The organism is Allobosea sp. TAF32, assembly GCF_052113585.1.
Lineage (GTDB): Bacteria > Pseudomonadota > Alphaproteobacteria > Rhizobiales > Beijerinckiaceae > Allobosea.
Genome location: NZ_JBFRDM010000010.1, coordinates 146,714 through 168,926 on the forward strand (window position 1 = coordinate 146,714; position 22,213 = coordinate 168,926).

At 64.5% G+C, this 22,213-nt stretch carries 18 protein-coding genes and 2 tRNA genes; 13 read left to right on the top strand and 7 right to left on the bottom strand.

The window, feature by feature from the left end; genetic code table 11:
- Positions 1-42: 42 nt before the first annotated feature.
- Positions 43-117: transfer RNA gene (locus AB4Z16_RS23090), tRNA-Gly, on the bottom strand.
- A gap of 405 nt (positions 118-522) precedes the next feature.
- Between AB4Z16_RS23090 and AB4Z16_RS23095 the strand changes: the two genes are divergently transcribed.
- From AB4Z16_RS23095 to AB4Z16_RS23105, 3 genes are all read left to right on the top strand, one after another.
- The gene (locus tag AB4Z16_RS23095; RefSeq protein WP_441513658.1) at positions 523-1,458 is read left to right on the top strand and encodes a VOC family protein; all 936 of its coding nucleotides are present in this window, start codon (positions 523-525) and stop codon (positions 1,456-1,458) included.
- A 269-nt stretch (positions 1,459-1,727) separates the two neighbouring features.
- Positions 1,728-2,024, top strand: a complete 297-nt coding sequence (locus tag AB4Z16_RS23100; RefSeq protein ID WP_441513659.1) for a PilZ domain-containing protein — start codon at positions 1,728-1,730, stop codon at positions 2,022-2,024.
- A gap of 232 nt (positions 2,025-2,256) precedes the next feature.
- Entirely contained in the window at positions 2,257-3,858 is a 1,602-nt protein-coding gene (locus AB4Z16_RS23105; protein WP_441513714.1) for an HAL/PAL/TAL family ammonia-lyase, read from the top strand.
- A 108-nt stretch (positions 3,859-3,966) separates the two neighbouring features.
- Here the strand turns inward: AB4Z16_RS23105 and AB4Z16_RS23110 are convergent, their stop codons facing one another.
- Positions 3,967-4,872 carry a LysR substrate-binding domain-containing protein gene (locus tag AB4Z16_RS23110; RefSeq protein ID WP_441513660.1) on the bottom strand — a complete coding sequence of 302 codons (906 nt, stop codon included), beginning with the start codon at positions 4,870-4,872 and terminating at the stop codon, positions 3,967-3,969.
- 80 nt (positions 4,873-4,952) lie between these two features.
- On the opposite strand from AB4Z16_RS23110, the gene AB4Z16_RS23115 reads away from it, so the two are divergent.
- The 5 genes from AB4Z16_RS23115 to AB4Z16_RS23135 all read left to right on the top strand — a co-directional run bounded on the left by AB4Z16_RS23115 (position 4,953) and on the right by AB4Z16_RS23135 (position 11,058).
- Entirely contained in the window at positions 4,953-6,479 is a 1,527-nt protein-coding gene (locus AB4Z16_RS23115) for an ABC transporter substrate-binding protein (protein WP_441513661.1), read from the top strand.
- Between the two features lie 99 nt (positions 6,480-6,578).
- On the top strand, positions 6,579-7,223 hold the full coding sequence (locus AB4Z16_RS23120) for a dimethylsulfonioproprionate lyase family protein (protein WP_441513662.1): 645 nt from the start codon (positions 6,579-6,581) through the stop codon (positions 7,221-7,223).
- Positions 7,220-8,173, top strand: a complete 954-nt coding sequence (locus tag AB4Z16_RS23125; RefSeq protein ID WP_441513663.1) for an ABC transporter permease — start codon at positions 7,220-7,222, stop codon at positions 8,171-8,173. The genes AB4Z16_RS23120 and AB4Z16_RS23125 overlap by 4 nt, the downstream gene beginning before the upstream one ends.
- A complete protein-coding gene (locus tag AB4Z16_RS23130) occupies positions 8,170-9,063 on the top strand; it encodes an ABC transporter permease (RefSeq protein ID WP_441513664.1) in 894 nt (297 codons plus the stop codon). The genes AB4Z16_RS23125 and AB4Z16_RS23130 overlap by 4 nt, the downstream gene beginning before the upstream one ends.
- Positions 9,064-9,066: 3 nt before the next feature.
- Positions 9,067-11,058, top strand: a complete 1,992-nt coding sequence (locus AB4Z16_RS23135; RefSeq protein ID WP_441513665.1) for a dipeptide ABC transporter ATP-binding protein — start codon at positions 9,067-9,069, stop codon at positions 11,056-11,058.
- Positions 11,059-11,303: 245 nt separating this feature from the next.
- Here the strand turns inward: AB4Z16_RS23135 and AB4Z16_RS23140 are convergent.
- The 3 genes from AB4Z16_RS23140 to AB4Z16_RS23150 form a co-directional block, all read right to left on the bottom strand.
- A tRNA-Thr gene (locus tag AB4Z16_RS23140) sits at positions 11,304-11,378 on the bottom strand.
- Positions 11,379-11,487: 109 nt separating this feature from the next.
- Positions 11,488-12,150 (bottom strand): ligase-associated DNA damage response endonuclease PdeM, encoded by a 663-nt coding sequence (gene pdeM, locus AB4Z16_RS23145; RefSeq protein WP_441513715.1) that lies wholly within the window; start codon positions 12,148-12,150, stop codon positions 11,488-11,490.
- 53 nt (positions 12,151-12,203) lie between these two features.
- Positions 12,204-14,690 (bottom strand): ligase-associated DNA damage response DEXH box helicase, encoded by a 2,487-nt coding sequence (locus AB4Z16_RS23150; RefSeq protein WP_441513666.1) that lies wholly within the window; start codon positions 14,688-14,690, stop codon positions 12,204-12,206.
- 565 nt (positions 14,691-15,255) lie between these two features.
- On the opposite strand from AB4Z16_RS23150, the gene AB4Z16_RS23155 reads away from it, so the two are divergent.
- Positions 15,256-15,576 carry a hypothetical protein gene (locus tag AB4Z16_RS23155; RefSeq protein ID WP_441513667.1) on the top strand — a complete coding sequence of 107 codons (321 nt, stop codon included), beginning with the start codon at positions 15,256-15,258 and terminating at the stop codon, positions 15,574-15,576.
- Between the two features lie 283 nt (positions 15,577-15,859).
- The gene (locus tag AB4Z16_RS23160; protein WP_441513668.1) at positions 15,860-16,408 is read left to right on the top strand and encodes a YqhA family protein; all 549 of its coding nucleotides are present in this window, start codon (positions 15,860-15,862) and stop codon (positions 16,406-16,408) included.
- 101 nt (positions 16,409-16,509) lie between these two features.
- Here the strand turns inward: AB4Z16_RS23160 and AB4Z16_RS23165 are convergent, their stop codons facing one another.
- Positions 16,510-17,469 (bottom strand): methyltransferase domain-containing protein, encoded by a 960-nt coding sequence (locus AB4Z16_RS23165; RefSeq protein WP_441513669.1) that lies wholly within the window; start codon positions 17,467-17,469, stop codon positions 16,510-16,512.
- A gap of 23 nt (positions 17,470-17,492) precedes the next feature.
- Here AB4Z16_RS23165 and AB4Z16_RS23170 point away from each other — a divergent pair, with 23 nt between their 5' ends.
- Positions 17,493-18,563 (top strand): ligase-associated DNA damage response exonuclease, encoded by a 1,071-nt coding sequence (locus tag AB4Z16_RS23170; RefSeq protein WP_441513670.1) that lies wholly within the window; start codon positions 17,493-17,495, stop codon positions 18,561-18,563.
- A gap of 139 nt (positions 18,564-18,702) precedes the next feature.
- Here the strand turns inward: AB4Z16_RS23170 and AB4Z16_RS23175 are convergent, their stop codons facing one another.
- Positions 18,703-19,473 carry an SGNH/GDSL hydrolase family protein gene (locus tag AB4Z16_RS23175; protein ID WP_441513671.1) on the bottom strand — a complete coding sequence of 257 codons (771 nt, stop codon included), beginning with the start codon at positions 19,471-19,473 and terminating at the stop codon, positions 18,703-18,705.
- A gap of 113 nt (positions 19,474-19,586) precedes the next feature.
- On the opposite strand from AB4Z16_RS23175, the gene AB4Z16_RS23180 reads away from it, so the two are divergent.
- Both AB4Z16_RS23180 and AB4Z16_RS23185 read left to right on the top strand, forming a co-directional pair.
- Positions 19,587-21,224 (top strand): cisplatin damage response ATP-dependent DNA ligase, encoded by a 1,638-nt coding sequence (locus tag AB4Z16_RS23180; protein WP_441513672.1) that lies wholly within the window; start codon positions 19,587-19,589, stop codon positions 21,222-21,224.
- 148 nt (positions 21,225-21,372) lie between these two features.
- A complete protein-coding gene (locus AB4Z16_RS23185) occupies positions 21,373-22,053 on the top strand; it encodes a response regulator (protein WP_441513673.1) in 681 nt (226 codons plus the stop codon).
- The last annotated feature ends 160 nt before the right edge of the window (positions 22,054-22,213 follow it).

The window sequence follows — 22,213 nt, forward strand, 5'->3', positions numbered from 1 at the left end:
CGTCGCGAGATGTCTGAGATATGGGCCTGACCATTGAAAAGATGGAGCGGGCGATCGGGATCGAACCGACGACATTCAGCTTGGGAAGCTGACGTTCTACCACTGAACTACGCCCGCATGCTGTCTTGCGATCGAGACCCGATGCGTCGCAGCGAAGCGTTCTTAGCGTCTTGCAAACCCCGTGTCATCCCGCATTCTGCGGGTCGGAGTCGCGAGCCGGCCAAACCGTGCAGAAATTCTCGCCGGCTCTGCGGCGTCATAGGCTGCCGCGGCCGGTGCGGCCCACGATGGGGCCGGACATCGCGCGGGAATGCCGATGCGATTGAGCCGTTCGGCGGTTTTAGGCTAGCATTTTCCAACAGAGGGCGTTTCCGACGCTCCCGTCCAAATGACCGCGCCATTGTCCAAGACGTCTACCAGAAAGTGCCTTCGGATCGCCATGCGGGCGACGGATCAGAAATCAAGACGCAACCGGGCTCGTGCTTCAGAGGAGCGACACCGTTCTGGCGGAGGATCGCAGGCATGACCGGGCGAGGATTGCATCATGTCACGGCGATCGCGACGGATGCGGAGCGCAACCTCGATTTCTATTCGCGGGTACTCGGCCTCCGCTTGGTAAAGCGGACGGTGACGCATGAGGACCCCGGCGCCTATCACCTCATCTACGGCAAAGCGGATGGCGAACCGGGCGGCGCCCTTTCGTTCTTTTCGTGGTCGAGCGCGGCCGCGGCCAGCGAACGGCCAGACGGCGGCGAACGCATTTCCTTCGCCATTGCTCCGGGGGCGGTCGCTTGGTGGGAGAGACGGCTTATTGCGTCCGGCGTCTCATTCCGACGCGAGCGGGCGCCAGGCGGAGCCGCTCAACTGAGCTTCCAGGATCCCGACCACGCGCCGCTGGCGCTGGTGGCTTCGGAGCCCGCTGCCGCAGCGCTCTGGTCGCCGCCCGATATCCCAGCGCCTTTCGCAGTCAGCGCGCTGCGCGGCGTGTCACTGAGCCTGCGCGGGACGGCGCTGATGACGCGAATACTCACGGAGATTCTGGGGTTCGCCGAAATGCGGCGCCAAGCCGATTGGATAGAGTTCTCTGCGCACGGGGATGCCGGCGGCTGGTTCTGCCTCCATCGGCGGAACGATCGGCAGCGCCCCAGACTTGGAGCGGGAGCGATCCATCATGTCGCCTTCCGGGCTAGGGACGAGGCTGACCTGGCTAGCATGGCGACAGCGCTCAAGAAGCGCTTCGGAATCGACACCAGCCCGATCAAGGACCGCCATTACTTTCGTTCGATTTACTTTCGCGGCCCGGACGGACTGCTGATCGAAGTCGCGACGGACAATCCCGGCCTTCTGATCGACGAAACGCGCGAGAATCTGGGAACGCGGCTGGTCTTTCCCCCTGGCTTGCAGGACCGGCAGGAGGAACTGCTCCGCATCCTTCCGCCACTCGGCCGGTTCGGCTAGCCTCGCCGAAAGGAACCAACCTGTGTCTTCGACCTGCTTGCCAGCTATGAGCCTGCGATCCCGCGAGCTGCGATCTTGCTGTCGCAGGCGGCCCACGCCATGCCGCACTTTCAGAAAATGCGGTTTGTCATCGCCGGCATGAGCTGCCGCTTTATGCGGGGAAGGGATGCTGGTAGCGTTGTCCTATCATCGATCGCCGCCGCCGAACCCCTTGTGGATAAGGACGGGATGAGGCAGCGCTGGTCGAATGCAAACGAACCGGTTCATCCTTGAACAACGAACAGCTTGATATCAGCCCGCCCATGACGACATCCCAAACGCGCCGCTCCGAACGTCGACGGTTGGTGGAGACGGCCAAGATTCAGACGAGCAGCGGAGTCATCTACAGCTGCATCATCCGCGATATATCGGATGGGGGAGCCAAGCTGCGGGTGCCGGCTGGCCTGGAGCTGGAAGGGCAGATTCGTCTGACCTCAGCCCTCACGGGCCCCGAGCGCATTGCGCAGGTGATGTGGCAGGACTGTACCTCGATCGGAATCGCCTTCGAGAAGCTGGCCGCCAGCTAGGCCGTGCCGTTCTTCCCCGGAAACGGGAAGTCATTCCGGACAAGCGGCGATGGTCGATCGGAGGTCGGCTTGCCCTTCGGCCATCGGCATGCGCGGCGCATGAATACGATTCACGCGCACGTAATTTTTCATCATTTGCGAACGTATATCGAAATTACCAAGCTCTTTCTCTACATCATGGGGAAGAGAAATGTCAAAATATAGCCTTCTATCGTGTATTGCCGGAAGTTGTATGTTGTTGGCATCCGCGGCGCACGCTGATGTAATCTTGACGGGGCGCGATACGACGCCCGAGATGATCGTGCGGGTGGCGAGGGGAGAAAAGGTCGTCGTTCCTTCCGAGAGCCTCCAAAGAGTTTCGAAGGCGTTCGATATTTTGCTGCTCGGCGCCAAGGAAGGGCAGGACATCTACGGTCTTACGGTCGGCGTCGGCTGGAACAAGGACCGCAAGACGGTGGATGCGAAGGGCGAGCTGACGCCCGAGCTGCTGGAAGCGTCGCGCCGCTTCAACGAAGGGTTGCTGCGCGCCCATTCCGTCGGTGTCGGCCCGGACACCGAACTGGATGTTGTCCGCGCAGCGATGGCGGTGCGCCTCAACAACATCCTGACCGGCGGCCCGGGCGTGCAGAAGAGCGTGGCCGACATGCTGCTTGCATTTCTCAACGAGCAGATCACACCGATCATGCCCTCGCGCGGCTCCGTCGGACAAGCGGACATGACCCTGCTCAGCCATGTGGGATTGGCGATGCTGGGTGAAGGGGAGGTCGATTACAAAGACAAGCGCGTGCCTGCCGCCGAGGCTTTGCAGGCGGCCAAGATCGAGCGGCTGAAGCCCTTCGGCAAGGATGGCTTGGCCATCCTCAGTTCCAATGCCTATGCCGCCGGCCTTGGCGCGCTGGCGATCCATGATGCGGAGCAGATGATGGCAAGCTCCGAGATGGTCTATGCGCTGAGCCTGGAGGGGCTGAACGGGAACATCTCGCCGCTGCTCGATGATGTCGCCGCATTGAGGCCCTTTCCCAGCTATATCGGCGCAGCCAAAAAACTCAGAACCTTGCTGGCAGGCAGCTATCTCTGGCAACAGGACGACAAGCGCATCCTCCAGGATCCTTTGAGTTATCGTACGGCTCCCTACCTGTTCGGCAGCATGGCTGACAGCATTGCGCGGACCAAATCTCTCCTCCAGATCCAGATCAACTCTTCCGACGACAACCCGGGCGTCGCGCTCGGGGTACGCCCGAGCTCGGATCTGCCGCAGGCCAAGCGCGGCTATGTCGAGGGCGGCGCCGTCCTGCCGACCGCCAATTTCGACCCGCTGCCCTGGGTCATCTCCTTCGAGGAATTGGGCATCGTCCTGGCTCATCACGCGACGGCTTCGTCCGAGCGCACCTTGAAGCTGAATAACCCCCAGCACTCCAAGCTGCCTCGCTACCTCGCGGCCGGCGAGGCGCAGCATGCCTTCCTGGTCGTCGAAGCTCCGCTGATGGCGATTGCAACGGAAACCCGGGCGCTGGCGCAGCCCACCTCATTCGACTCGCGGCCCATCGCCGGCGGGGTGGAGGATGTCGGCACGAATGCTCCCCTGGTCGTCAGCAGGGTGCGTGCGCAGATCGACAACAGCTTCGCAATTCTCGGCATCGAATTGATCCAGGCGGCCCAGGCTGTGGACCTGCGCCTGGCCGAGCATCAAGACCGGCCGCTATCGGCCGCGACGACCACTTTCAAGCAGGCCTTTCGCAAGAAAGTGCCGTTCCTCGATAAGGACCGTGCGCTCTCCCCCGACGTTGCGGTGGCCGCATCCTTCTTGAAGGACTGGCAGCAACGTCGAGATTGAGCCCTTCCCGACATCGCTCGATAAACTCTCTGCCGTCACCTGGCGTGGCGGCAGATCTGTTTTGTAAAATCGATCACTGTTACGCTCGAAAGCCTAGGGGATGGCAATCTACTGGGACTGAATCCAGCGCAGAAACTCCCGAATTGGCCTTTCATTGCCGCGCCTTTGCAGATGCGCGAGATACCAGCCGCCGGGTTGCATCACATCGGCCGGCACGGGGATCGTCAGATTGCCGCTGCGCAGGTCCGCTTCGACCAGGAAATGGGGAACCACCACCAGGCCCTGGCCGTTCATCGCTGCCTCGATCGCCAGCAGGGTGCTGTCGTAGCGCGGCGCGCTCTTGTGCAGCAGGGCGGGCAAGCCAAGGCTCTGAGCCCATATCGCTGTATCCTCGGCCGCACCGGCTATCGACAAAAAGGGGAAATGCGACAAGTCCTGAGGTGATGAGATCGCCTCAGCAATCGTTTGCGAACAAACAGCGACGAGCCGTTCCTTTCTCAACAAGGTGTAACTCACCCGCGCACGTTCGGGTGTGCGGGAATAAACCAATCCGACATCGGCATGATCGGGATTGAAATCCCAATCGAGAAGGCCGGCATTCAGGCTGACTGTCACCTCCGGCGAGACTTCGTTGAAGTGATGCAGCCTGGGTATGAGCCAGCGAACGGCGACCGTGACATAGACCTGCACGGTGAGTGATCCCTTGGCCGGCGCCTCTCGGATGAGGTCCGTGGTCAGGGAGATGCGATCCAGGGCGTCCTGGATGACGGACAGATACAATGTCCCCTTCTGGCTCAATTCGACCCGCCCCGGCTTCCTGATGAAGAGCTGGGTGCCGAGATTGCGCTCGAGCGACGCGATCTGGTGGCTGATGGCGGATTGCGTGAGGTTCAGCTCCAGTGCGGCATTCTTGAAACTGCACAGCCGGCCCGCCGCTTCGAACACGCGCAAAGTGGCGAGGGGAGGGAGCGTTCGTCGGATCACGTTGGGCGCTGCCGCATGAATCTCATTCATCTAGCGGAAAATTCTTGTCATTTGCAAGACGCCGACGCGGCTCATTAGCATTCACGCAAATGACAAAAAGGGGATCGCAGATGACGAAGAAATTCGGAAAGTGCTCCATCCTGGCGCTGACGCTTGGAGCAAGCATGTTTTCGGCGGGGAATGCGGTTGCCGCGGGCAAATGCATTCGTGTGCTCGGTTATGAATCCGACGGCGAAAAGCAAACCATGGACCCGGCTGCGCTGATCGGCACCGACAGCGCCTATCACATCCGCGCCGTCTACGAGCCCCTCGTCGGCCGCAGCAATGCCATGGAGCCCATTCCGGTCCTGGCCCAGTCCTGGGAATCCAACGCCGATGCCACCGAATGGACCTTCCATCTGAGGCCGGACGTCAAATTCCATGACGGCTCGGATTTCGGTGCGGCCGACGTGGTCTACTCCTATCGCCGTCTGCTCGACCCGGCCGTTTCGCCTGGCGGATTTTCGACGCTCGCCTTCCTGGATGCAGATGGCATCACGGCGGTCGATGCCCACACGGTGCGCTTCAAGGTCAAGCAGCCGGTCGTGGAACTGCCGATGCTGATCGCCACGAAATATGCCCTGATGGTGCGGGACGGCGCCAAGAGCGAGGACCTGAAAATCAAGGGCAATGGCACCGGCCCCTTCCGGCAGGAGACCTTTTCCATCAACGGTCCGGTGCGGGTGATGCGTCGCAACGCCCAGTATTGGCGGGCCGGGCTGCCCAAGGCCGAATGCCTGCAGATCACCACGAGCCTGGAATCGACCTCGCGCCTTTCGGCCCTGCTTTCGGGCTCGGTCGACCTGTCGCTGGCGGTCGATCCGGTCAGTCTCATCACCTTGAAAAACAATCCCGCGGTCTCGCTCGCTTCGACCCCCGGCGCCACCTCGCTCTATCTTGCGGTTTGGACGGACACCGCGCCCTTCAACGATCTGCGCGTTCGACAGGCCCTGAAGCTGGTGATGGATCGCCAGAAGATCCTCGAGACCGTGCTCCTGGGTTACGGCGAAACCGGCGGCGACACGCCCATCCCGCCAAGCTCTCCCTTCGGTCTTGCCACGCCGCCCAAAGCGGCCGACGTGACGAAAGCCAAGGCGTTGCTCGCCGAAGCCGGCCATCCAAACGGCATTACCTTCGATCTCTATACGTCAGATTCCTATCCAGGCATGCTTCTTCTCGCCCAGGTCTACGCGCAGATGGCAAAGCCCGCCGGCATCAAGGTCAATGTCATCACCGCGCCCGCCGAAGGCTATTGGGACACGATCTGGCGGAAGAAGTCGGCCGTGATCTCCTACACCAGCGCACGCCCGCCGGCCGAAGCCCTGACGCTCTCGCTAAACAGCAAGTCGGAGTGGAACGAGACGCATTGGTATCGGCCCGATTTCGACGCCCTGGTCGCAAAGGCCGGACAAACCGCCGACCCGTCGCAACGCACGGCGCTCTATCGTGACGCCCAGCGCATTGTGGCCGAAGAGGGCGGCATGATCCTGCCGATCTTCACCTCGGCTGTGGCCGGGCTTCGCAAGGGCTGCAGCGGCTACGCGCCCCATGTCGACGTCAATCGTATCGACTATGCCGAACTGAGCTGCACCGAGTAGCCCCGCTCTTCGACGCCATTTCAGATCCAATCCCAGCCTCGGGAGCCGCCAGCTCCTGAGAAAGGCCTTCTCATGCCGCTTAATCGTTTGAAGACATTCATGCTCCGCTTCGCGGATGGCCTCGATCAGCCGCAACATCCGGTGGCCTCGGCCCATGCCGCTCGCCTGCGGAACCTGGCAGAGGAGCTGGCGACGAGCCGCAGCGTCCCGGGGGCACGCACGCCGATCCAGGCCGCCTGCGAAGCCGAACTGATGGCCGAAGGCGATCGCTCGCCGCTGGCAAGGGCCCTCCTTGACCTCTTGCCCTTTGTCCACGTTACGCGCAGTCCCAGCTATCTCGCCGCACCGCCCAGCTCGAGCTTTGCGGATAATTACGGCTATGCCGTCATCTGCGGCCCGCAGAACGGGCCTCCCACGCTGCTGACGGACAGCGAGATTGCCTTCGGCTTGATGTTCCTCGGCCCACGAACGCATTACCCGCTCCACCACCACCCGGCCGACGAAATCTACTATCCCCTGACCGGCCCTTCGTTCTGGCAAGCGGGAGTCTCGCCCTGGGTCCAGCGGCAGGCCGGCGAGATCATTCACCACCCCTCCTGGCTCCCCCACGCGACATTGTCCGCCGACAGGCCCCTGGTGCTGCTCTATGTTTGGGAGGGCGACCTGCACACCGATTCAGCCTTCCTGCCGGCATCGTCCGTCACGCCCGCGCCGCAGAAAGCAAAGGGGAGCGCGCTGCCATGAAGGTTCTTCGCCTCGTCTTGGCCAGGGTCTGCTTGTCGGTCTTCACCTTGTTGCTGGTGTCTCTCCTGATCTTCCTCATCCTGGAGGCCCTGCCGGGAGACGCCGCCACGCGCATTCTCGGGCGCGATGCCACCCAGAAGGCGCTCGACGCGCTGCGCCAGCAATTGCATCTCGATGAGCCGGCCTGGAGCCGGTACCTGACCTGGCTCACCGATCTCCTGCACGGCAATCTCGGAACTTCGCTCGCCACCGGCAGGCCGATCGCAGACGTGTTGGCCCCGCGCATCGTCAACACGCTGCTGCTGTCCTCGCTCGCATTCGCCATCTATGTCGTGCTCGCGATCATCCCGGCCATCGTCCAGGCGACCCGGCGAGGCGGCATCGCCGATAATGTGATCTCCGTGATCACCTTGCTGCTGCTGTCCTTGCCGGACTTCTTGCTGGCAACCATCCTGCTCTTCGTTTTCGCGGTGGCATTGCCGATCCTGCCGGCCTTGTCGACGATATCGGAGACCAGCAGCTGGGCGGACACGCTGCGCGCCATGGTTCTGCCGGCTGTCACGCTGGCCATCATGATGGCCAGCTATGCAATCCGGGTCCTGCGCGACAGCCTGATCGAGGTACTGCGCTCCGATTATGTCCGCCTGGCGGAGCTGAAGGGCCTGCGGCCGCGTGCCGTGCTTTGGCGCCACGCCCTGCCGAATGCGATCGTGCCGGCCTTGAACGTTACCGCGCTCAATCTCGGCTTTCTGATCGGCGGCGTCGTCATCGTGGAGCGGGTGTTCTCCTATCCCGGCTTCGGCACGCTTCTGATCGACGCCCTGCAACTGCGCGACATCCCGCTGATCAAGGCGACGGTGCTGATCAGCGCGGCCGTCTACATCACCGCAAATCTGCTTGCGGATCTCGGCGCCACCCTCCTGCAACCCCGCTTGAGGACAGCTTCATGACATTCATCAGGCTCGATAGCCGCCAGGGACGCCGGACGCTGCGCATCGGCGGCTGGAGCTGGCGCGACACGCCCGGCGCCTTCCGGGTCGGCACGGCGATCCTCGCCGCCCATTTGCTGTTCGCCTGTGTCGGCGCCCTGTGGACGCCCTTCGGCTATGCCGAGATGGCGACGGGCATGCCCTTATCGGGCATGTCCTGGCTGCATCCGATGGGGGTCGATCAGATCGGGCGCGATGTCTTCAGCCGGTTCATGTACGGCGCCCACATCGTGCTCTTCCTCGCCTGCGCCGGCACAATCCTCGGCATGGTCGCCGGCACGATCCTGGGCCTGGTTTCCGGCTATGTCGGAGGCTGGTTCGACGAGATCGCACAACGCCTTGTCGAGGCGATGATCAGCATCCCGTTTCTGGCCCTGGCGCTCGTCGTCATCATTGCCGCAGGTCCGTCCCTGTCGGGAAACCCGCTCTTGATCGTCTTCGTGGTCGGCCTGGTCTACACGCCTCGCATCGCCCGCATCGCCAGAGCGGCGGCGATGGAGATCGCCACGCGCGAATATGTCGCCATAGCCCAGCTTCGCGGCGAGGGCCTGTGGTCGATCGTCCTGCGCGAAATCCTCCCCAACGCCGCGAACGTCCTCTTGGTCGAGTTCTCGTTGCGCCTGAGCTATGCGCCCATCCTCATCGGGGCGCTCGGCTTCCTGGGCTTCGGCATCAGGCCGCCCACGCCCGAATGGGGGCTGATGATCAGTGAAAATCGCAATCTCCTGATTGCTTCGCCCGCAACGGTGTTCGGCCCCGGCCTCGGCCTCGCGTCGCTGGTCATCGGCCTCAATCTGTTCACCGATGGCCTGTCGCGCATGCTCGGCCAGCGCCCGATGGTTGGAGCCTGAACCATGACGAAGCTGATCGCCGTCGACAATCTGTCGATCGCCTATGCGGGCCCGGCAGGATGGACGAATGTCGTCGAAGGCGTCTCCTTCGACATTGCGCGTGGAGAAGCCTTCGGGCTCGTCGGAGAATCCGGTTCGGGCAAGTCGACGGTGGCCTATCGGCTGCTCGGCTACCAGACGCCCGGCAGCCGGGTCCAGACGGGCCGGGTCCTTTTCGATGGGACCGATCTGCTGCAGCTGGATGCGCCATCGCTGGCCGCACTGCGCGGACGAAGGATTGCCTTCGTGCCGCAGAACCCCACCACGGCCTTGAGCCCGGGCATGCGCATCGGATCGCAGATACGCGAGATGATCTCGGCCCATCGGGCCCTGGCAGACGATGTCGCCATGGACGACCGGCTGCGGGAGCTCTTTGGCTTGGTGGGGCTTCCGGACGTTGGCCGGCGCTATCCCCACGAGCTCTCCGGCGGCCAGCAGCAGCGCGTCACCATCGCGATGGCGGTCGCCTGCAATCCCGATCTTCTCGTCCTGGACGAACCGACGACCGGTCTGGACGTCACGACCCAGCGTCAGATCGTCGGCTTGCTGTCAGCGCTCCGACGCCGGATCGGCATGGCAATGCTCTATGTTACCCATGATCTTGCCCTGCTGGCCCAGATCGCCGACCGGGTCGGCGTCATGTATGCGGGCAGATTGGTCGAGACCGCCGGTTGCGAAACCCTGCTGTCCCGGCCTCTGCACCCCTATTCGCGGGGGCTGATCGCCTCCATACCCACGATCCGGCACGCCACTCTCGGCGCCACAGGCCTCAAGGGAGTGTTGAGCCGCGACCAGATGCCGGATGGCTGCAAGTTCCAGCCGCGCTGCGATGCGGCCGTTGAAGCGTGCCGCTCGGCGCCTCAGTCCCTCAGAAATGTGGATGCCGGCCATGCCGTGGCCTGCATGCGCTGGAACGAGCTTGCGCCACCCGCGCCGCCGCCGCGGCTCGGCAAGGTCCCGGACGGCGCCGGCAGTGCGACCGGCAATCTGCTGTCGCTGCAGGATCTGACGCTCTCCTACGCACGGCCCGGCTGGCTGAAAACCCTGTTCGGCGGTGAGGAGAAAATCACCGCGCGCGAGATCGAGATCGAGCTGAATGCCGGCGAGATCGTGGCTCTGGTCGGCGAATCCGGCAGCGGCAAGTCGACGATCGCTCGCGCCATCAGCGGTCGATTGGCGCCCCTGTCAGGGTCGATATGCCTGTCCGGTGAACAGCTGGAGCCGGGGCTGTCCCGCCGTTCACGCGAGCAATTGCGGCAGATCCAGTACATTTTCCAGAACCCGGACGCATCGCTGAACCCGCGCCGCAGGGTTCGGGCCATCCTTGAGCGCCCGCTCGATCATTTCGGCATCGATTTCGATGCCGCGGCGCTCGAAAACGCCCTGGAAAGCGTCGGTCTTCACGCCAATTATCTGGAGCGCTTTCCCGAGCAATTGTCCGGCGGCGAACGCCAGCGCGTTGCGATCGCGCGCGCATTGCTCGTTAAGCCGCAGCTGTTGATCTGCGACGAGATTCTGTCTGCGCTCGACGTTTCCGTGCAGGCGAAGATTGTTGAGCTGCTGGCCTCCTTGAAGGCGCAGCATGCCGTTGCCATGCTGTTCATCTCGCATGATCTGGCCGTGGTGCGCCAATTGGCCGACCGGGTGGCCGTCCTCTATCTCGGCGAACTCATGCAGGTCAGCCGGACCGACGCCCTCTTCAGCTCGCCCTGGCACCCCTATACGGAAATGCTGCTGCGTGCCGCGCCGGATCTGCGCAGGGATGACTATCGGCCGATGCCCCCGGCGATGCCCCAATCCGTCGCTGTGCAAGGCAAGGGATGCGCCTTGGCGGGCCGCTGTCCGCGCCAGGTCGACGATCGATGCGCACAAAGCCGCCCGCCAGTTCAACGCATGGCAGATGGTTTCATCCGCTGCCACATACCTTCGGCTCAGCTCATGGCAGCGGCAGGCTAGCAGGTTCCATCGCAAGCAAGGCCAGGGCGCGCTGCCGGAGGCAGGGCGAGGTGCCGTCCGCAGCGAGCCCGCGCCATCTTGTGGTCCAGGACGCCGCAATCGCGGCGCTCCGCCCGGCGTTTGCCGTGGTCGAGAAAGAAGCTTGGGGCGCTCGCGCTTGGCGGCTTGAAGCGCTGTTCGTCTCGAAGCCGGGCCGGCGAGCCCTGGCGGCGCAACGATTTTCCGAAGTTTCGGATGCTTCAGGCTGGTGCTGCCAGAGAGGATCGAACTCTCGACCTCTCCCTTACCAAGGGAGTGCTCTACCACTGAGCTACGGCAGCAGGATCGTCAGCCAACCCGCGACGCTAGCCCGGAGGCGTTTGGCGGCGCGGCTTCGTTGCGAAGCGGCGCCCTGATGCCACAACCAGGTGACGGGCGCAACCCGCTCTTTCAATCCGGCAACAATAACCGTGGATCAATTCGGAAGAGCCGGCCGTCGCCGAGGAGATGCGCGCTCAAGCCATCGCGGAACAAGGGCCGGAATGCGATGTCGCGCAGGTTGAGACCGCCGGCATAGGCGCCCATCGCCGGCATCACGCAGCGGCGCGGCGACAAGGCGAAGCAGCGGCGCCGCAAAGCCCGTCCACGCAGCCGCACTTTCGCGGTCGGGTGGAGGTGCCCGGCGATCTCCGGCCCGGTCGCGGCGCTATCCGGCTCATGGCGGAGCGTTACGCCGGACAGCATGACCGTCTCGGCGCTGTTGCCGCCCATGGCGTGGCTGATCGCCGGGTCGTGGTTGCCGGTGATCCAGAGCCAGTCGCGGCCTCGTTGCAATTCGCGCAGCGAGGCGAGCGTTGCGTGGGCGAGCCTGGCTTCGGCCTTGCGGTCGTGGAAGCTGTCGCCGAGCGCGATGAGGCGCGCCGGCTGATGGCGCCGTACCACCGTGGCAAGGGCGGTCAGTGTCGCGGTCGAATCATAGGGGGGCAGCATCACGCCGCGCGCCGCATAGGCGGACCCCTTTTCGAGATGGAGGTCGGCGACGACGAGCGTGCGCTCCTCCGGCAGCCAGAGCGCGCCGGAGAGATCGGGCACGATCGCGAGCCGGCCCAGCATGAAGGCTTCGTTCGCCTTCGACAGCGCCCTGTCCAGCCCTGGAGCGGCAACCGTCACGCCATCGCCTCTTCGGTCAGCATCGCCTCCGCCTCCGCCAGGATCTCGTCCGCCGCCTCGCCAAACACCGCCTCGCGCCCGATCTCGAGCATCACCGAGACGCCGAGCGGCGAGACATGATCGAGCGGCTGATGCACGATTCGCCCGCTGATCCGTGTCAGCATCTCACCGAGACGGCGAATGTCGAGCAGGCCTGTCGCCGCATCGGCGCGGGTGGCCTTGAGCAGGATATGATCGGGCTCGTGCCGGCGCAGCACATCGTAGACGAGGTCGGTCGAGATCGTCACCTGCCGCCCGCTCTTCTCCTGTCCGGGGAAGCGGCGCTCGATCAGCCCGCCGATGATCGCGCAGGAGCGGAAGGTGCGCTTCAACAGCGCTGATTCCGCCAGCCAGTCTTCAAGGTCGTCGCCGAGCATGTCCTGTGCAAACAAATCATCGAGGCTGAGCGCTCCGCGCGCGATCGCCGCCGACATGTCGGCGAGCGTCCAGCAGGCCATGCCGTAGTCGTTGCAGACGAAGCCGAGCGGGCGCATCCGGGCGCGCTCCAGCCGCCGCGTCAGCAGCATGCCGAGCGTCTGATGGGCGAGGCGGCCCTCGAACGGGTAGGCGACGAGATAGAAGCGCCCGCCGCGCGGAAATGTCTCGACCAGGAGTTCGCCGGGCTTGGGCAGGCGCGATTTCCGCTTCTGCGCATGCAGCCACGCTGAAACCTCCTCCGGCAGCGTATGCCAGAGACTGGGCGAGGCCAGGATGGCGCGCACGCGCGCAGCGAGAAAGGTCGAGAGCGGGAACTTGCCGCCGTCATAGGAGGGGATCTTCGGATCGGTGCCGGCGGCGGCGCGTGAACAGACGGCCTCGTTCTCGACGATGCCCTCGAAGCGCAACACCTGCCCGGCGAAGACGAAGGTGTCGCCCGCCACCATGGTTTCGGCGAAATACTCCTCGATCTCGCCCAGCACGCGGCCGCCGCGCGTGATCGTGCCGCTCTGGCCGGGCTTGCCCGCTCTTGCCCGGCCGAGCCGGACCTTCAGCATCGTCGCCTCGACGATCGTGCCGACATTCATGCGGTATTGCTGGATGACGCGCGCATTGCTGGCGCGCCACAGGCCGGCCTTGTCCTGCCGGAGTTTGGCGAAGCGCTCATAGCTCTTCAGCGCATAGCCGCCGGTCGCGACGAAATTGACGACGGCGTCGAAATCGTCGCGGGCGAGACCGGCATAAGGGGAGGCGGTCCGGACCTCCTCGTAGAGCGCATCGGCTTCGAACCCATCGGAGCAGGCGACGCCGAGGACATGTTGGGCGAGCACGTCGAGCGCGCCGATGCGTGGGGGCGGCGTGTCCTGCGCGGCTTCGTGGACAGCTTCGAGCGCGGCGCGGCATTCCAGCAGTTCGAAGCGGTTGGAGGGCACCAATAGCGCCTCCGAGGGCTCGTCCATGCGGTGGTTGGAGCGGCCGATGCGTTGGATCAGCCGGCTTGCGCCCTTCGGTGCGCCGAGATTGACGACAAGGTCGACATCGCCCCAGTCGATGCCGAGATCGAGCGTCGCGGTGCAGACCACGGCCTTGAGGCGCCCATCCGCCATCGCCGCCTCGACCTTGCGGCGCTGCTGGGCGTCGAGCGAGCCGTGATGCAGCGCGATCGGCAGATTGTCGTCGTTGAGGTTCCACAGCGCCTGGAAGGCGAATTCCGCCTGCATGCGCGTGTTGACGAAGACGAGCGTCAGCTTGTGCGTGCGGATGGCCTGATAGACCTCGGCCATCGCATGCAGCGTGGTGTGGCCGGCGATCGGCAGGTTCCGCTCAGTGTCGAGAATGCCGATGCGCGGCTTCGCGCCACCCGCGACGGTGACGAGCCCGGCCGGCGTTTCGCTGCCGCCGAGATAGCGTTGCAGATCGGCCGGTTCGCGAACCGTCGCCGAGAGGCCGACCGCGGAGACTTGCGGCGCCAGCGCCTTGAGCCGCGCCAAATCGAGCGCAAGCAAATCGCCGCGCTTGGAGGTGACCAGCGCGTGCAGCTCGTCGAGCACGATGCGACGCAAGTTGGAGAAGAAGGGCGCGGCGTCGCGATGCGAGACCAGCAGAGCGAGCTGCTCCGGCGTCGTCAGCAGAATGTCGGGCGGGCGCTGGATCTGGCGCACCCGCTTGGCCGCCGAGGTGTCGCCGGTGCGCGTCTCGATGGTGATCGGTAGCCCCATCTCGCGCACGGGTGCTTCGAGATTGCGGGCGATGTCGACGGCCAGCGCCTTCAGCGGCGAGATATAGAGCGTGTGCAGCCCGTCATGCTTGCCGTCGCGTTCGGCGAGTTCGACCAGCGAGGGCAGGAAGCCGGCGAGCGTCTTGCCGGCGCCGGTCGGCGCGACCAAGAGCGTCGAGCGACCGGCGCGGGCTTCTTCCAGCAGCGCGAGCTGATGCGGCCGCACGCTCCAGCCGCGGCTGGCGAACCAGGCCTCGAAGGCGGAAGGGAGCGGGGAGGGCGCGGCCATACCGGTCGAAGATAGGGCGAGGCGAGGGGGAACGAAAGGGGAATAAAGAGGCTATCGCTGCTGCTGGCAGCGAAGCTGGCGCCGGTTCACTGAGAGAGGTCGGAATGGCTGGTTCCGCTCCGTAGCTGACGTCATCAAGCCTCAGCCTGTGACGCGTTCCGCGAATATAGCATATCGCGGAGAATTGTTCGTTTACGCTTCCGGGCTAGGCTTCGAGCGACACTTATGGAGTTCTCGACGTGCTTGCGATCTGGGATGCAATCGAGAAATTCTTCTGCGACGTCCATACCCTCGGGAGTGTCGTATTTCGTTCTCTTTTGGTCTGCGGCTTAGGTTGGGTATTATTGCTTTTCTGCGCCGCGTCTCAGTTCGATCAATTGGGAAGGGCGGTTATGTTCCTTCTGTTCCCATTGTCCATATTTGCTCCTTATTGGTTTTCTCATAGGTATCGAACGCAGACGAAGTCCTAACCCTAACGTGGCGGCAGTTCCCGTCCCGTTGCAGACACTCGCCCCACAGGCAGATTGGCTGCTCGTCATGTCGCTAACCTCCTCATGAGACAACCATGCAAGCCTCGCGCGGTTTTTCCTCCTTCCTGGTGATCAGCGCACTGGCATGGCTGGGTCTGGTAATGCCGCTGACCGCACTGGCACTGACCTTGGCTAATCTTATTTCAGTGTCCGATTCGATGCATTTCGTCAGATTGGGAGCGGTTTTGATGTGCAGCGGAATGTGGGCATCGCAATTCTTCCGCGTTCCAGTATGGAATATTCCGCTACCGCGATTTCGAAAAGACCCTCTCTTTACGCCTAAGAAGACATTTATTTCTGGTTTGTCTGCGCTTTTATTTGCTGCAAATTTCGTGCTCAGTATCATGGGCATTTAGGTCCGTTTCCGACCCGGAGCGCGCTCGGGGAAGGTCCGGTGTCGGGCAGTTTGGCAGGCTGGCCATTCCGGGCGTCGAGAGCGTCTGTTTTCAGAGCGCTCGGCCACACGGGGTACCAAATCTTTGTTGGCAGCGTGCGGGCTCGTGGGCGCTGCGACAAGCATGGTGACCCTGACGGCCGCATTCCATCGCAAATCACCTTGTGATTGGCGTGACCGGGCAATTCTGGCAATTTGAGCCTTCGCGAAGTCCGCCCGGGGTCAGAAGCCGCAGGGAGTTCGTCATGGATCGCTTGCGTTTGACGCTTGAAGCCATCATCGCAAATTCCCGTTGGTTCCTTGCTCCATTTCTCCTCGGTCTGATACTCACCCTCGCGGCGCTGCTCTTCAATTTCGCGATCAAGCTGTTCGAATTTTTCACGCGCGCACAGATTTCCGACCCGTCCGAAATCATCGTTGGCAGCTTGAAGCTGGTCGACATTGCCCTCACGGCGAACCTGATCGTCATCGTGATTTGCTCAAGCTACGAGAATTTCTTGGCGCCGATCAACGTGCAGCAACGCCCTGCATGGCCAATGAGTCTGGCAAATGTCGGATTTTCGGGCCTGAAGCAAAGGCTGCTTGCGTCGATCGTAGCGATCGCGGCGGTGAACGTCCTCGAATGGTTCCTGGATATCGAGAACAGCGCGGATAGCATCAAGCTCGGATGGCTCATCGCGATCATGTTGGGCTTTGCGCTGACCATGCTGCTCATGGCGATCGCGGATCGCGTCGGAGAGGTTGAGCCGCCAAAGGATGAAGGACGCGCGAAGATCACCGGAGAGCGGCCGTAATCCGCGCAAGGCACTCTACGGAGCCTTGTCGTTCGACATCGTCCGAAATCTGCCGAGGTGCGAAGCGAGCGGTCCGTTGGCGCCCCGCAGCAAACCTTCCCTTATCGCCGCTCCGCCACGACCAGCAGCCCCGGCACGGGGGCTCCGCGATCCTGCCGCGTGCTGGCGGGCTCGACGAGTAGCGGGACAAGACCTGCTTCATCCAGCCTCTGCCGCAGCCAGCCCTCCGCATGCGCGAACCTTCGATCATCGCCCACGACCACGCCCTCGCCGGGATGCGTCTGCACTGTGAAGGCGAGCAGGCCGCCCGGCTCCAGCACGCGCGCGCTCTGGGCGAAGCAGGGCGCGAGATCGCCGAGATAGACGAAGACATCGGCGGCGACGACGAGGTCGGCGGAAGCGTCCGGCCGGCTGGCCAGGAAGCTCGTCAGCCCCGCGACGGCGAGCTTGTCGTAGAGCGGCGTCCCGTCGGGAGCCATCTTGGCCCGCGCCCGTTCGATCATGCGCGGCGAGAGATCGCAGCCGGCGATGAAGCCGCTTTGCTCGTGGATCGCCTCGCCCATCAGCCCGGTGCCGCAGCCGAGATCGTAGACCGTGTCGAACCGGAAGGGCCGGCCGGCGTTGCTGCAGCAGCGCACGAGCGCCGCCTTCAGCAGGGCAGGGGCGTTGTATTGCAGGGTCTCGGTGAGATGGCTGTCGAAACGGTCGGCATAGGCGTCGAAGAGCGCGCCCGAGAAGTTCTCGGACGTCGCCTGTTCGGCCGGGATCGCTCCGATGCGGGCGAGGTCGAGCCGCGCCCCGAAATGATCGTTGGGGTCCAGGTCGAGGCATTGCCGCCAGGCCGTGGCGGCGTCCTCCTTGTGGCCGAGGGCTTCCTGCGCCAGCCCGTAGAGGTGCCAGGCGGCGGTGAAGTGGTAGGCCTGCGCCAGCGTCTGGTCGAGGATCTCGACGGCGGCTTGCGCGTCGCCCTCCTTCAGCGCAGCCTCGGCCCAGCCATAGCGGCGGTCGAGCACCGGGTCGCCGGAACTCGCGAAATACGTGGTCTGGCCCTTTTCGGTCATGATTGCGGGTCTAGCCGAGGAGCATGACGCTGGCCAGACAAAGCGCCCGCTGGCGCCCTTCCGAATTGCTGCTGCCGACGCCTGCGGGGCTCTACTGCCCGCCGGCCGATGTCCATATCGATCCCGTCCGCCCCGTGGCGCGGGCCCTCGTCACCCACGGCCATTCCGACCATGCCCGCGCCGGCCATGGTGCCGTGCTTGCGACACGCGAGACACTGGCCATCATGGCGTTGCGTTATGGCGAGGGCTTCGCCGGCTCGCAGCAGGTGGCGGTGCCCGGCGAGCCGATCCGCATGGGCGAGGTCGAGTTCCGCTTCGCCCCCGCAGGCCATGTCCTCGGCTCCGCCCAGATCGCGGTCGAGAGCCGGGGGCTCCGCATCGTCGCCTCCGGCGACTACAAGCGCGAACGCGACCCGACCTGCGCGCCCTTCGAGGTCGTGCCCTGCGATATCTTCATCACCGAGGCGACATTCGGCCTGCCGGTCTTCCGCCATCCACCTGCGGCGGGGGAGGTGGCCAAGCTGCTCGAATCCGTCAGCCTCTTCCCGGAGCGCACGCATATCGTCGGGGCCTACTCGCTCGGGAAGGCGCAGCGCGTCATGGCCCTGATCCGCGAGGCCGGTTACGAACGTCCGATCTACATCCACGGCGCCGTCGAGAAGATCACCGGGTTCTACCAGTCCGAAGGCATTCCGCTCGGGGAGATCCGCATGGTCGCCGACACCGACCGCAAGACGCTGGGCGGCGAGATTGTCCTCTGCCCGCCGAGCGCGACGCAGGATCTCTGGGCGCGCCGTTTTCCCGATCCCGTCACCGCCTTCGCCTCGGGCTGGATGCGGATACGAGCCCGGGCCCGCCAGAAGGGTGTCGAGCTGCCGCTCGTTATTTCCGACCATGCCGATTGGGACGATCTGCTGGCGACGATCCGCGAGGTCGAAGCCGGCGAGATCTGGGTGACGCATGGCGAGGCCGACGCCCTCGTCCACTGGTGCGGCACGGCTGGGCTGAAGGCTAGGCCGCTGCACCTCGTCGGCTATGGCGACGAGGGCGAGGCTGATCCGGCCGGGGAGGGCGCCGATGCGGCTGTCGGCTGATTGTGTCAGCCCTCATCCTGAGGAGCCGCGCAGCCGCGTCTCGAAGGATGCTCCAGGAGCTCCCGGAGGCGTCTGGAGCATCCCTCTAGACTCCATTTCTCGCGGAATGGCTCCTCAGGATGAGGGCTCGGACGGGGATTTAGCGCGACGACGCGACGACTTGGTGCGACGGAGCGGCCATGCCGACCATGGCGTTCGCCATGTCGCGCGCGAGGCAGTCATAGCCAGTATCGCTCATATGGAAGCCGTCCGTCCACAGCGCGGCCTTGAAGGCCTCGGCGTCGGTGCGGTGCCATTCGCGCATCGCCGCATAGCGGGCGAAGACGGGCACGGCCTCGCGCCGGGCTACATCACCAACCGCCTCGACATAGGCGCCATAGCGCTGTGGGTCGCGAAAGGAGGGGAAGTACTGGGGATCGAGGATGGCGAGCGCCGGGCCGGCCTCGCGCACCATCGCGATGCCGTCGGCGACCATCGTCCTGAAGGCGTCGAGATCGCCGCCGGTGACGGCGTCGTTGGTGCCGACCTGCCAGATCACGAGGTCGTAGCTGCGTGCGGTCAGCGCGGTCTTCAGGCGGGCGAGGGTCTGCGGTGCGGTCTCGCCGCCGATGCCGGCATTGACGATCTCGATCTGCGACTTCGGCCAGGCTTTGGCGAGCAGCGCCTGCAGGCGCGCGGGATAGGTCTTGTCCTTGGCGCTGGCGCCGATGCCTTCCGTCGAGGAGGAGCCGATGGCGAGGATCGCGAGAGACTGGCCCTGCGCAACCTTGGCGGAGAGCGAGGCGAGCGTGGCGTTCGAGCGCACGATCGGCGTCTCGCGGCAGGAGAAGCTCGCCGCCTGCGCGGGGGCTCCGGCCGAAAGCGTCGCAGCGATGACAGGCAAGGCAAGGAACCGCATCGCGGCACGCATCGGCGTCTATCTCCTGGCTACCTTGCTGCCGTTAAGGTTTGCTTCATGAACGGTGTCTGAACGATGCGGTGCAACACGACGAAACGGACGCATGGTGGCGGAGAAGCGACAGCATGAACCGCTTCGCCTGGCTGCTCGACCGCCTTGCCTATGAACCGCGCCGTAACGCGAAGCTGGCGCTGATCGCGGATTATTTGCGCACCACGCCCGATCCCGACCGCGGCTATGCGCTGGCGGCGATGACGGGCGGACTCGTCTTCCGTAACGCCAAGGCGGGGCTGATCCGCGCACTGATCACCGAGCGCACCGATCCCGTCCTGTTCGCACTGTCCTACGATTATGTCGGCGACCTCTCCGAGACGGTCGCGCTGATGTGGCCGGCTCGGCACGGCGCCAATGCGGTGCCGCATCTGCCGGAGGTGGTCGAAAGCCTGCGCGAGGCCGGCAAGACCGATCTGCCACGGCTCATTGCCTCCTGGCTCGACGCGCTCGACGAAACCGGCCGCTGGGCCCTGCTCAAGCTCATCACCGGCGCGCTGCGCATCGGCGTTTCAGCTCGCCTCGCCAAGACAGCCGCCGCGAGCCTCGGCGGCGTGCCGCCCGACGAGGTCGAGCAGGTCTGGCACGGGCTGGAGCCGCCCTATGCCGAGCTCTTCGCCTGGCTGGAGGGGCGGGGGCCGCGGCCCGAAGCGCGCGATCCCGCGCCCTTCCGCCCGGTCATGCTCTCGCACCCGATCGAGGGCGGCGATTTCGACAAGCTCGACCCGGCCGAATTCTCAGCCGAATGGAAATGGGACGGCATCCGCGTCCAGGCCGTCAGTGGCCGCAAGGCGGATGGGACACGCGTCACGCGGCTCTATTCACGGACCGGCGAGGACATCGCCGCTGCCTTTCCTGATCTCGTCGAGGGGTTGACGCAGGACGGAGCGCTCGACGGCGAGTTGCTGGTGATGCGCGAGAGCTCCGTGCTGAGCTTCAACACCCTGCAGCAGCGACTCAACCGCAAGACCGTCACCGCGAAGATGCTGGGCGAGTTCCCTGCCCATATTCGCGTCTACGACCTGCTCGTCGATGGCGAGGAGGATATCCGCCATCTGCCTTTTGAGGAGCGGCGGAAGCGTCTCGATGTTTTTCTTTCGCGCCTCGGCAGTGTCCGTTTCGACCTTTCGCCCACGATTCCCTTCGCTTCATGGGAAGAGCTGACGGCGGCTCGTGCCGATCCAGCCGCGGCGGGCGCCGGCGCCGATGCCGAGGCTGTCGAGGGCTGTATGATCAAGCGGCACGACTCGCCGTATCTGCCCGGCCGCCCCAAGGGCTATTGGTGGAAATGGAAGCGCGATGCGCGGCTCGTCGACTGCGTGCTGATGTATGCCCAGCGCGGCCACGGCAAGCGCTCATCCTTCTACTCCGACTACACATTCGGCGTCTGGCGCGTGGGCGAGGATGGCGGCGAGGAACTGGTGCCGGTCGGCAAGGCCTATTTCGGCTTCACCGACGAGGAACTCATCGAACTCGACAAATTCGTGCGCAAGAACACGGTAAACCGCTTCGGACCGGTGCGGGAGGTCACGCATGAAGCGCAGGCCGGCCTCGTCTTCGAGGTTGCGTTCGAGGGGCTGCAGCGCTCGACCCGCCACAAATCCGGTCTCGCCATGCGTTTTCCCCGGATCAACCGCATTCGCTGGGACAAGCCGCCGCGCGAGGCCGATCATATCGAGGTGCTGGAAGCGCTGTTGCCGACCAATGGCTGAGGCGCAACGGGTTGCGACCTTGCGCTCAGGGTGCTTGTGATCGCTTCCCCGCCTGAGGCAAAATGTCCGGGCCGGATAAGAGCATCGACCCGAAAAGCGGAATGCGGTTTTCGGACAGAGCCGATGCAGACATTAGGGAGTGGTGGCGATGAGCAAGCAGCCTTCGACGCGGATCGTCATCGCGGACGATCATCCGCTGTTTCGCGGCGCGCTGCGCCAGGCGGTCTCGCACGCGATCGGCGGCGCCGAGGTCAGCGAGGTCGGCTCCCTGGAAGCCCTGACCGAAGCGCTGGCCAGTGGCGGCGACGCCGATCTCGTATTGCTCGACCTCACCATGCCGGGGGTGCAGGGCTTCTCGGGCTTGCTCTTCCTGCGGGCCGACCATCCGGAAATCCCGGTGATCGTCGTCTCCGCGAATGACGATCCGGCGGTGATTCGCCGCTGCATCGAGTTTGGCGCGCTCGGTTTCCTGCCGAAGACGGCCGACGTCGCGCAGATGGGCGAGGCGATCCGCGCCGTGCTCGACGGCGGCGTCTGGACCCCGCCAGGTGTCGATTTGTCGGCGCCGGTCGATGCCGAGATCGCCGACATGGTCCGCCGTCTCTCGACGCTGACGCCCCAGCAGGTGCGTGTGCTGATGATGCTGTCCGAGGGACTTCTCAACAAGCAGATCGCCTATGAGCTCGGCGTCTCCGAGGCGACGGTCAAAGCCCATGTTTCGGCGATCCTGACCAAGCTCGACGTCGACAGTCGCACTCAGGCGGTCATCGCTGCCTCAAAGATCGCCGGCACGGCCTGGGCGACGGCGGGAGCCTCGGCCACGGCCTGATGAGCGCTTCCTCACAGGCCGAGCTGTCTCCGAGAACATCGACCGTCGGGATAGGTCGCGGATCTCCGCTTCCCTGACCCGCGTTTTATGCGGGCAAGCATGGCCTCAAACGAGGCAGCGTTCAGTCCCGGTTCAAGCGCAGCCTGTTTCAGGTTAAGAC

What these genes read in the sequence shown, in the direction of transcription:
- AB4Z16_RS23125 (WP_441513663.1), top strand. Translation starts at nt 7,220, where the DNA reads ATGAAGGTTCTTCGCCTCGTCTTGGCCAGGGTCTGCTTGTCGGTCTTC.
- AB4Z16_RS23115 (WP_441513661.1), top strand. Translation starts at nt 4,953, where the DNA reads ATGACGAAGAAATTCGGAAAGTGCTCCATCCTGGCGCTGACGCTTGGA.
- AB4Z16_RS23185 (WP_441513673.1), top strand. Translation starts at nt 21,373, where the DNA reads ATGAGCAAGCAGCCTTCGACGCGGATCGTCATCGCGGACGATCATCCG.
- pdeM (WP_441513715.1), bottom strand. Translation starts at nt 12,150, where the DNA reads ATGCTGGGCCGGCTCGCGATCGTGCCCGATCTCTCCGGCGCGCTCTGG.
- AB4Z16_RS23130 (WP_441513664.1), top strand. Translation starts at nt 8,170, where the DNA reads ATGACATTCATCAGGCTCGATAGCCGCCAGGGACGCCGGACGCTGCGC.
- AB4Z16_RS23150 (WP_441513666.1), bottom strand. Translation starts at nt 14,690, where the DNA reads ATGGCCGCGCCCTCCCCGCTCCCTTCCGCCTTCGAGGCCTGGTTCGCC.
- AB4Z16_RS23135 (WP_441513665.1), top strand. Translation starts at nt 9,067, where the DNA reads ATGACGAAGCTGATCGCCGTCGACAATCTGTCGATCGCCTATGCGGGC.
- AB4Z16_RS23155 (WP_441513667.1), top strand. Translation starts at nt 15,256, where the DNA reads ATGCAAGCCTCGCGCGGTTTTTCCTCCTTCCTGGTGATCAGCGCACTG.
- AB4Z16_RS23165 (WP_441513669.1), bottom strand. Translation starts at nt 17,469, where the DNA reads ATGACCGAAAAGGGCCAGACCACGTATTTCGCGAGTTCCGGCGACCCG.
- AB4Z16_RS23180 (WP_441513672.1), top strand. Translation starts at nt 19,587, where the DNA reads ATGAACCGCTTCGCCTGGCTGCTCGACCGCCTTGCCTATGAACCGCGC.
- AB4Z16_RS23120 (WP_441513662.1), top strand. Translation starts at nt 6,579, where the DNA reads ATGCTCCGCTTCGCGGATGGCCTCGATCAGCCGCAACATCCGGTGGCC.
- AB4Z16_RS23170 (WP_441513670.1), top strand. Translation starts at nt 17,493, where the DNA reads ATGACGCTGGCCAGACAAAGCGCCCGCTGGCGCCCTTCCGAATTGCTG.
- AB4Z16_RS23175 (WP_441513671.1), bottom strand. Translation starts at nt 19,473, where the DNA reads ATGCGTGCCGCGATGCGGTTCCTTGCCTTGCCTGTCATCGCTGCGACG.
- AB4Z16_RS23105 (WP_441513714.1), top strand. Translation starts at nt 2,257, where the DNA reads ATGTTGTTGGCATCCGCGGCGCACGCTGATGTAATCTTGACGGGGCGC.
- AB4Z16_RS23160 (WP_441513668.1), top strand. Translation starts at nt 15,860, where the DNA reads ATGGATCGCTTGCGTTTGACGCTTGAAGCCATCATCGCAAATTCCCGT.
- AB4Z16_RS23095 (WP_441513658.1), top strand. Translation starts at nt 523, where the DNA reads ATGACCGGGCGAGGATTGCATCATGTCACGGCGATCGCGACGGATGCG.
- AB4Z16_RS23110 (WP_441513660.1), bottom strand. Translation starts at nt 4,872, where the DNA reads ATGAATGAGATTCATGCGGCAGCGCCCAACGTGATCCGACGAACGCTC.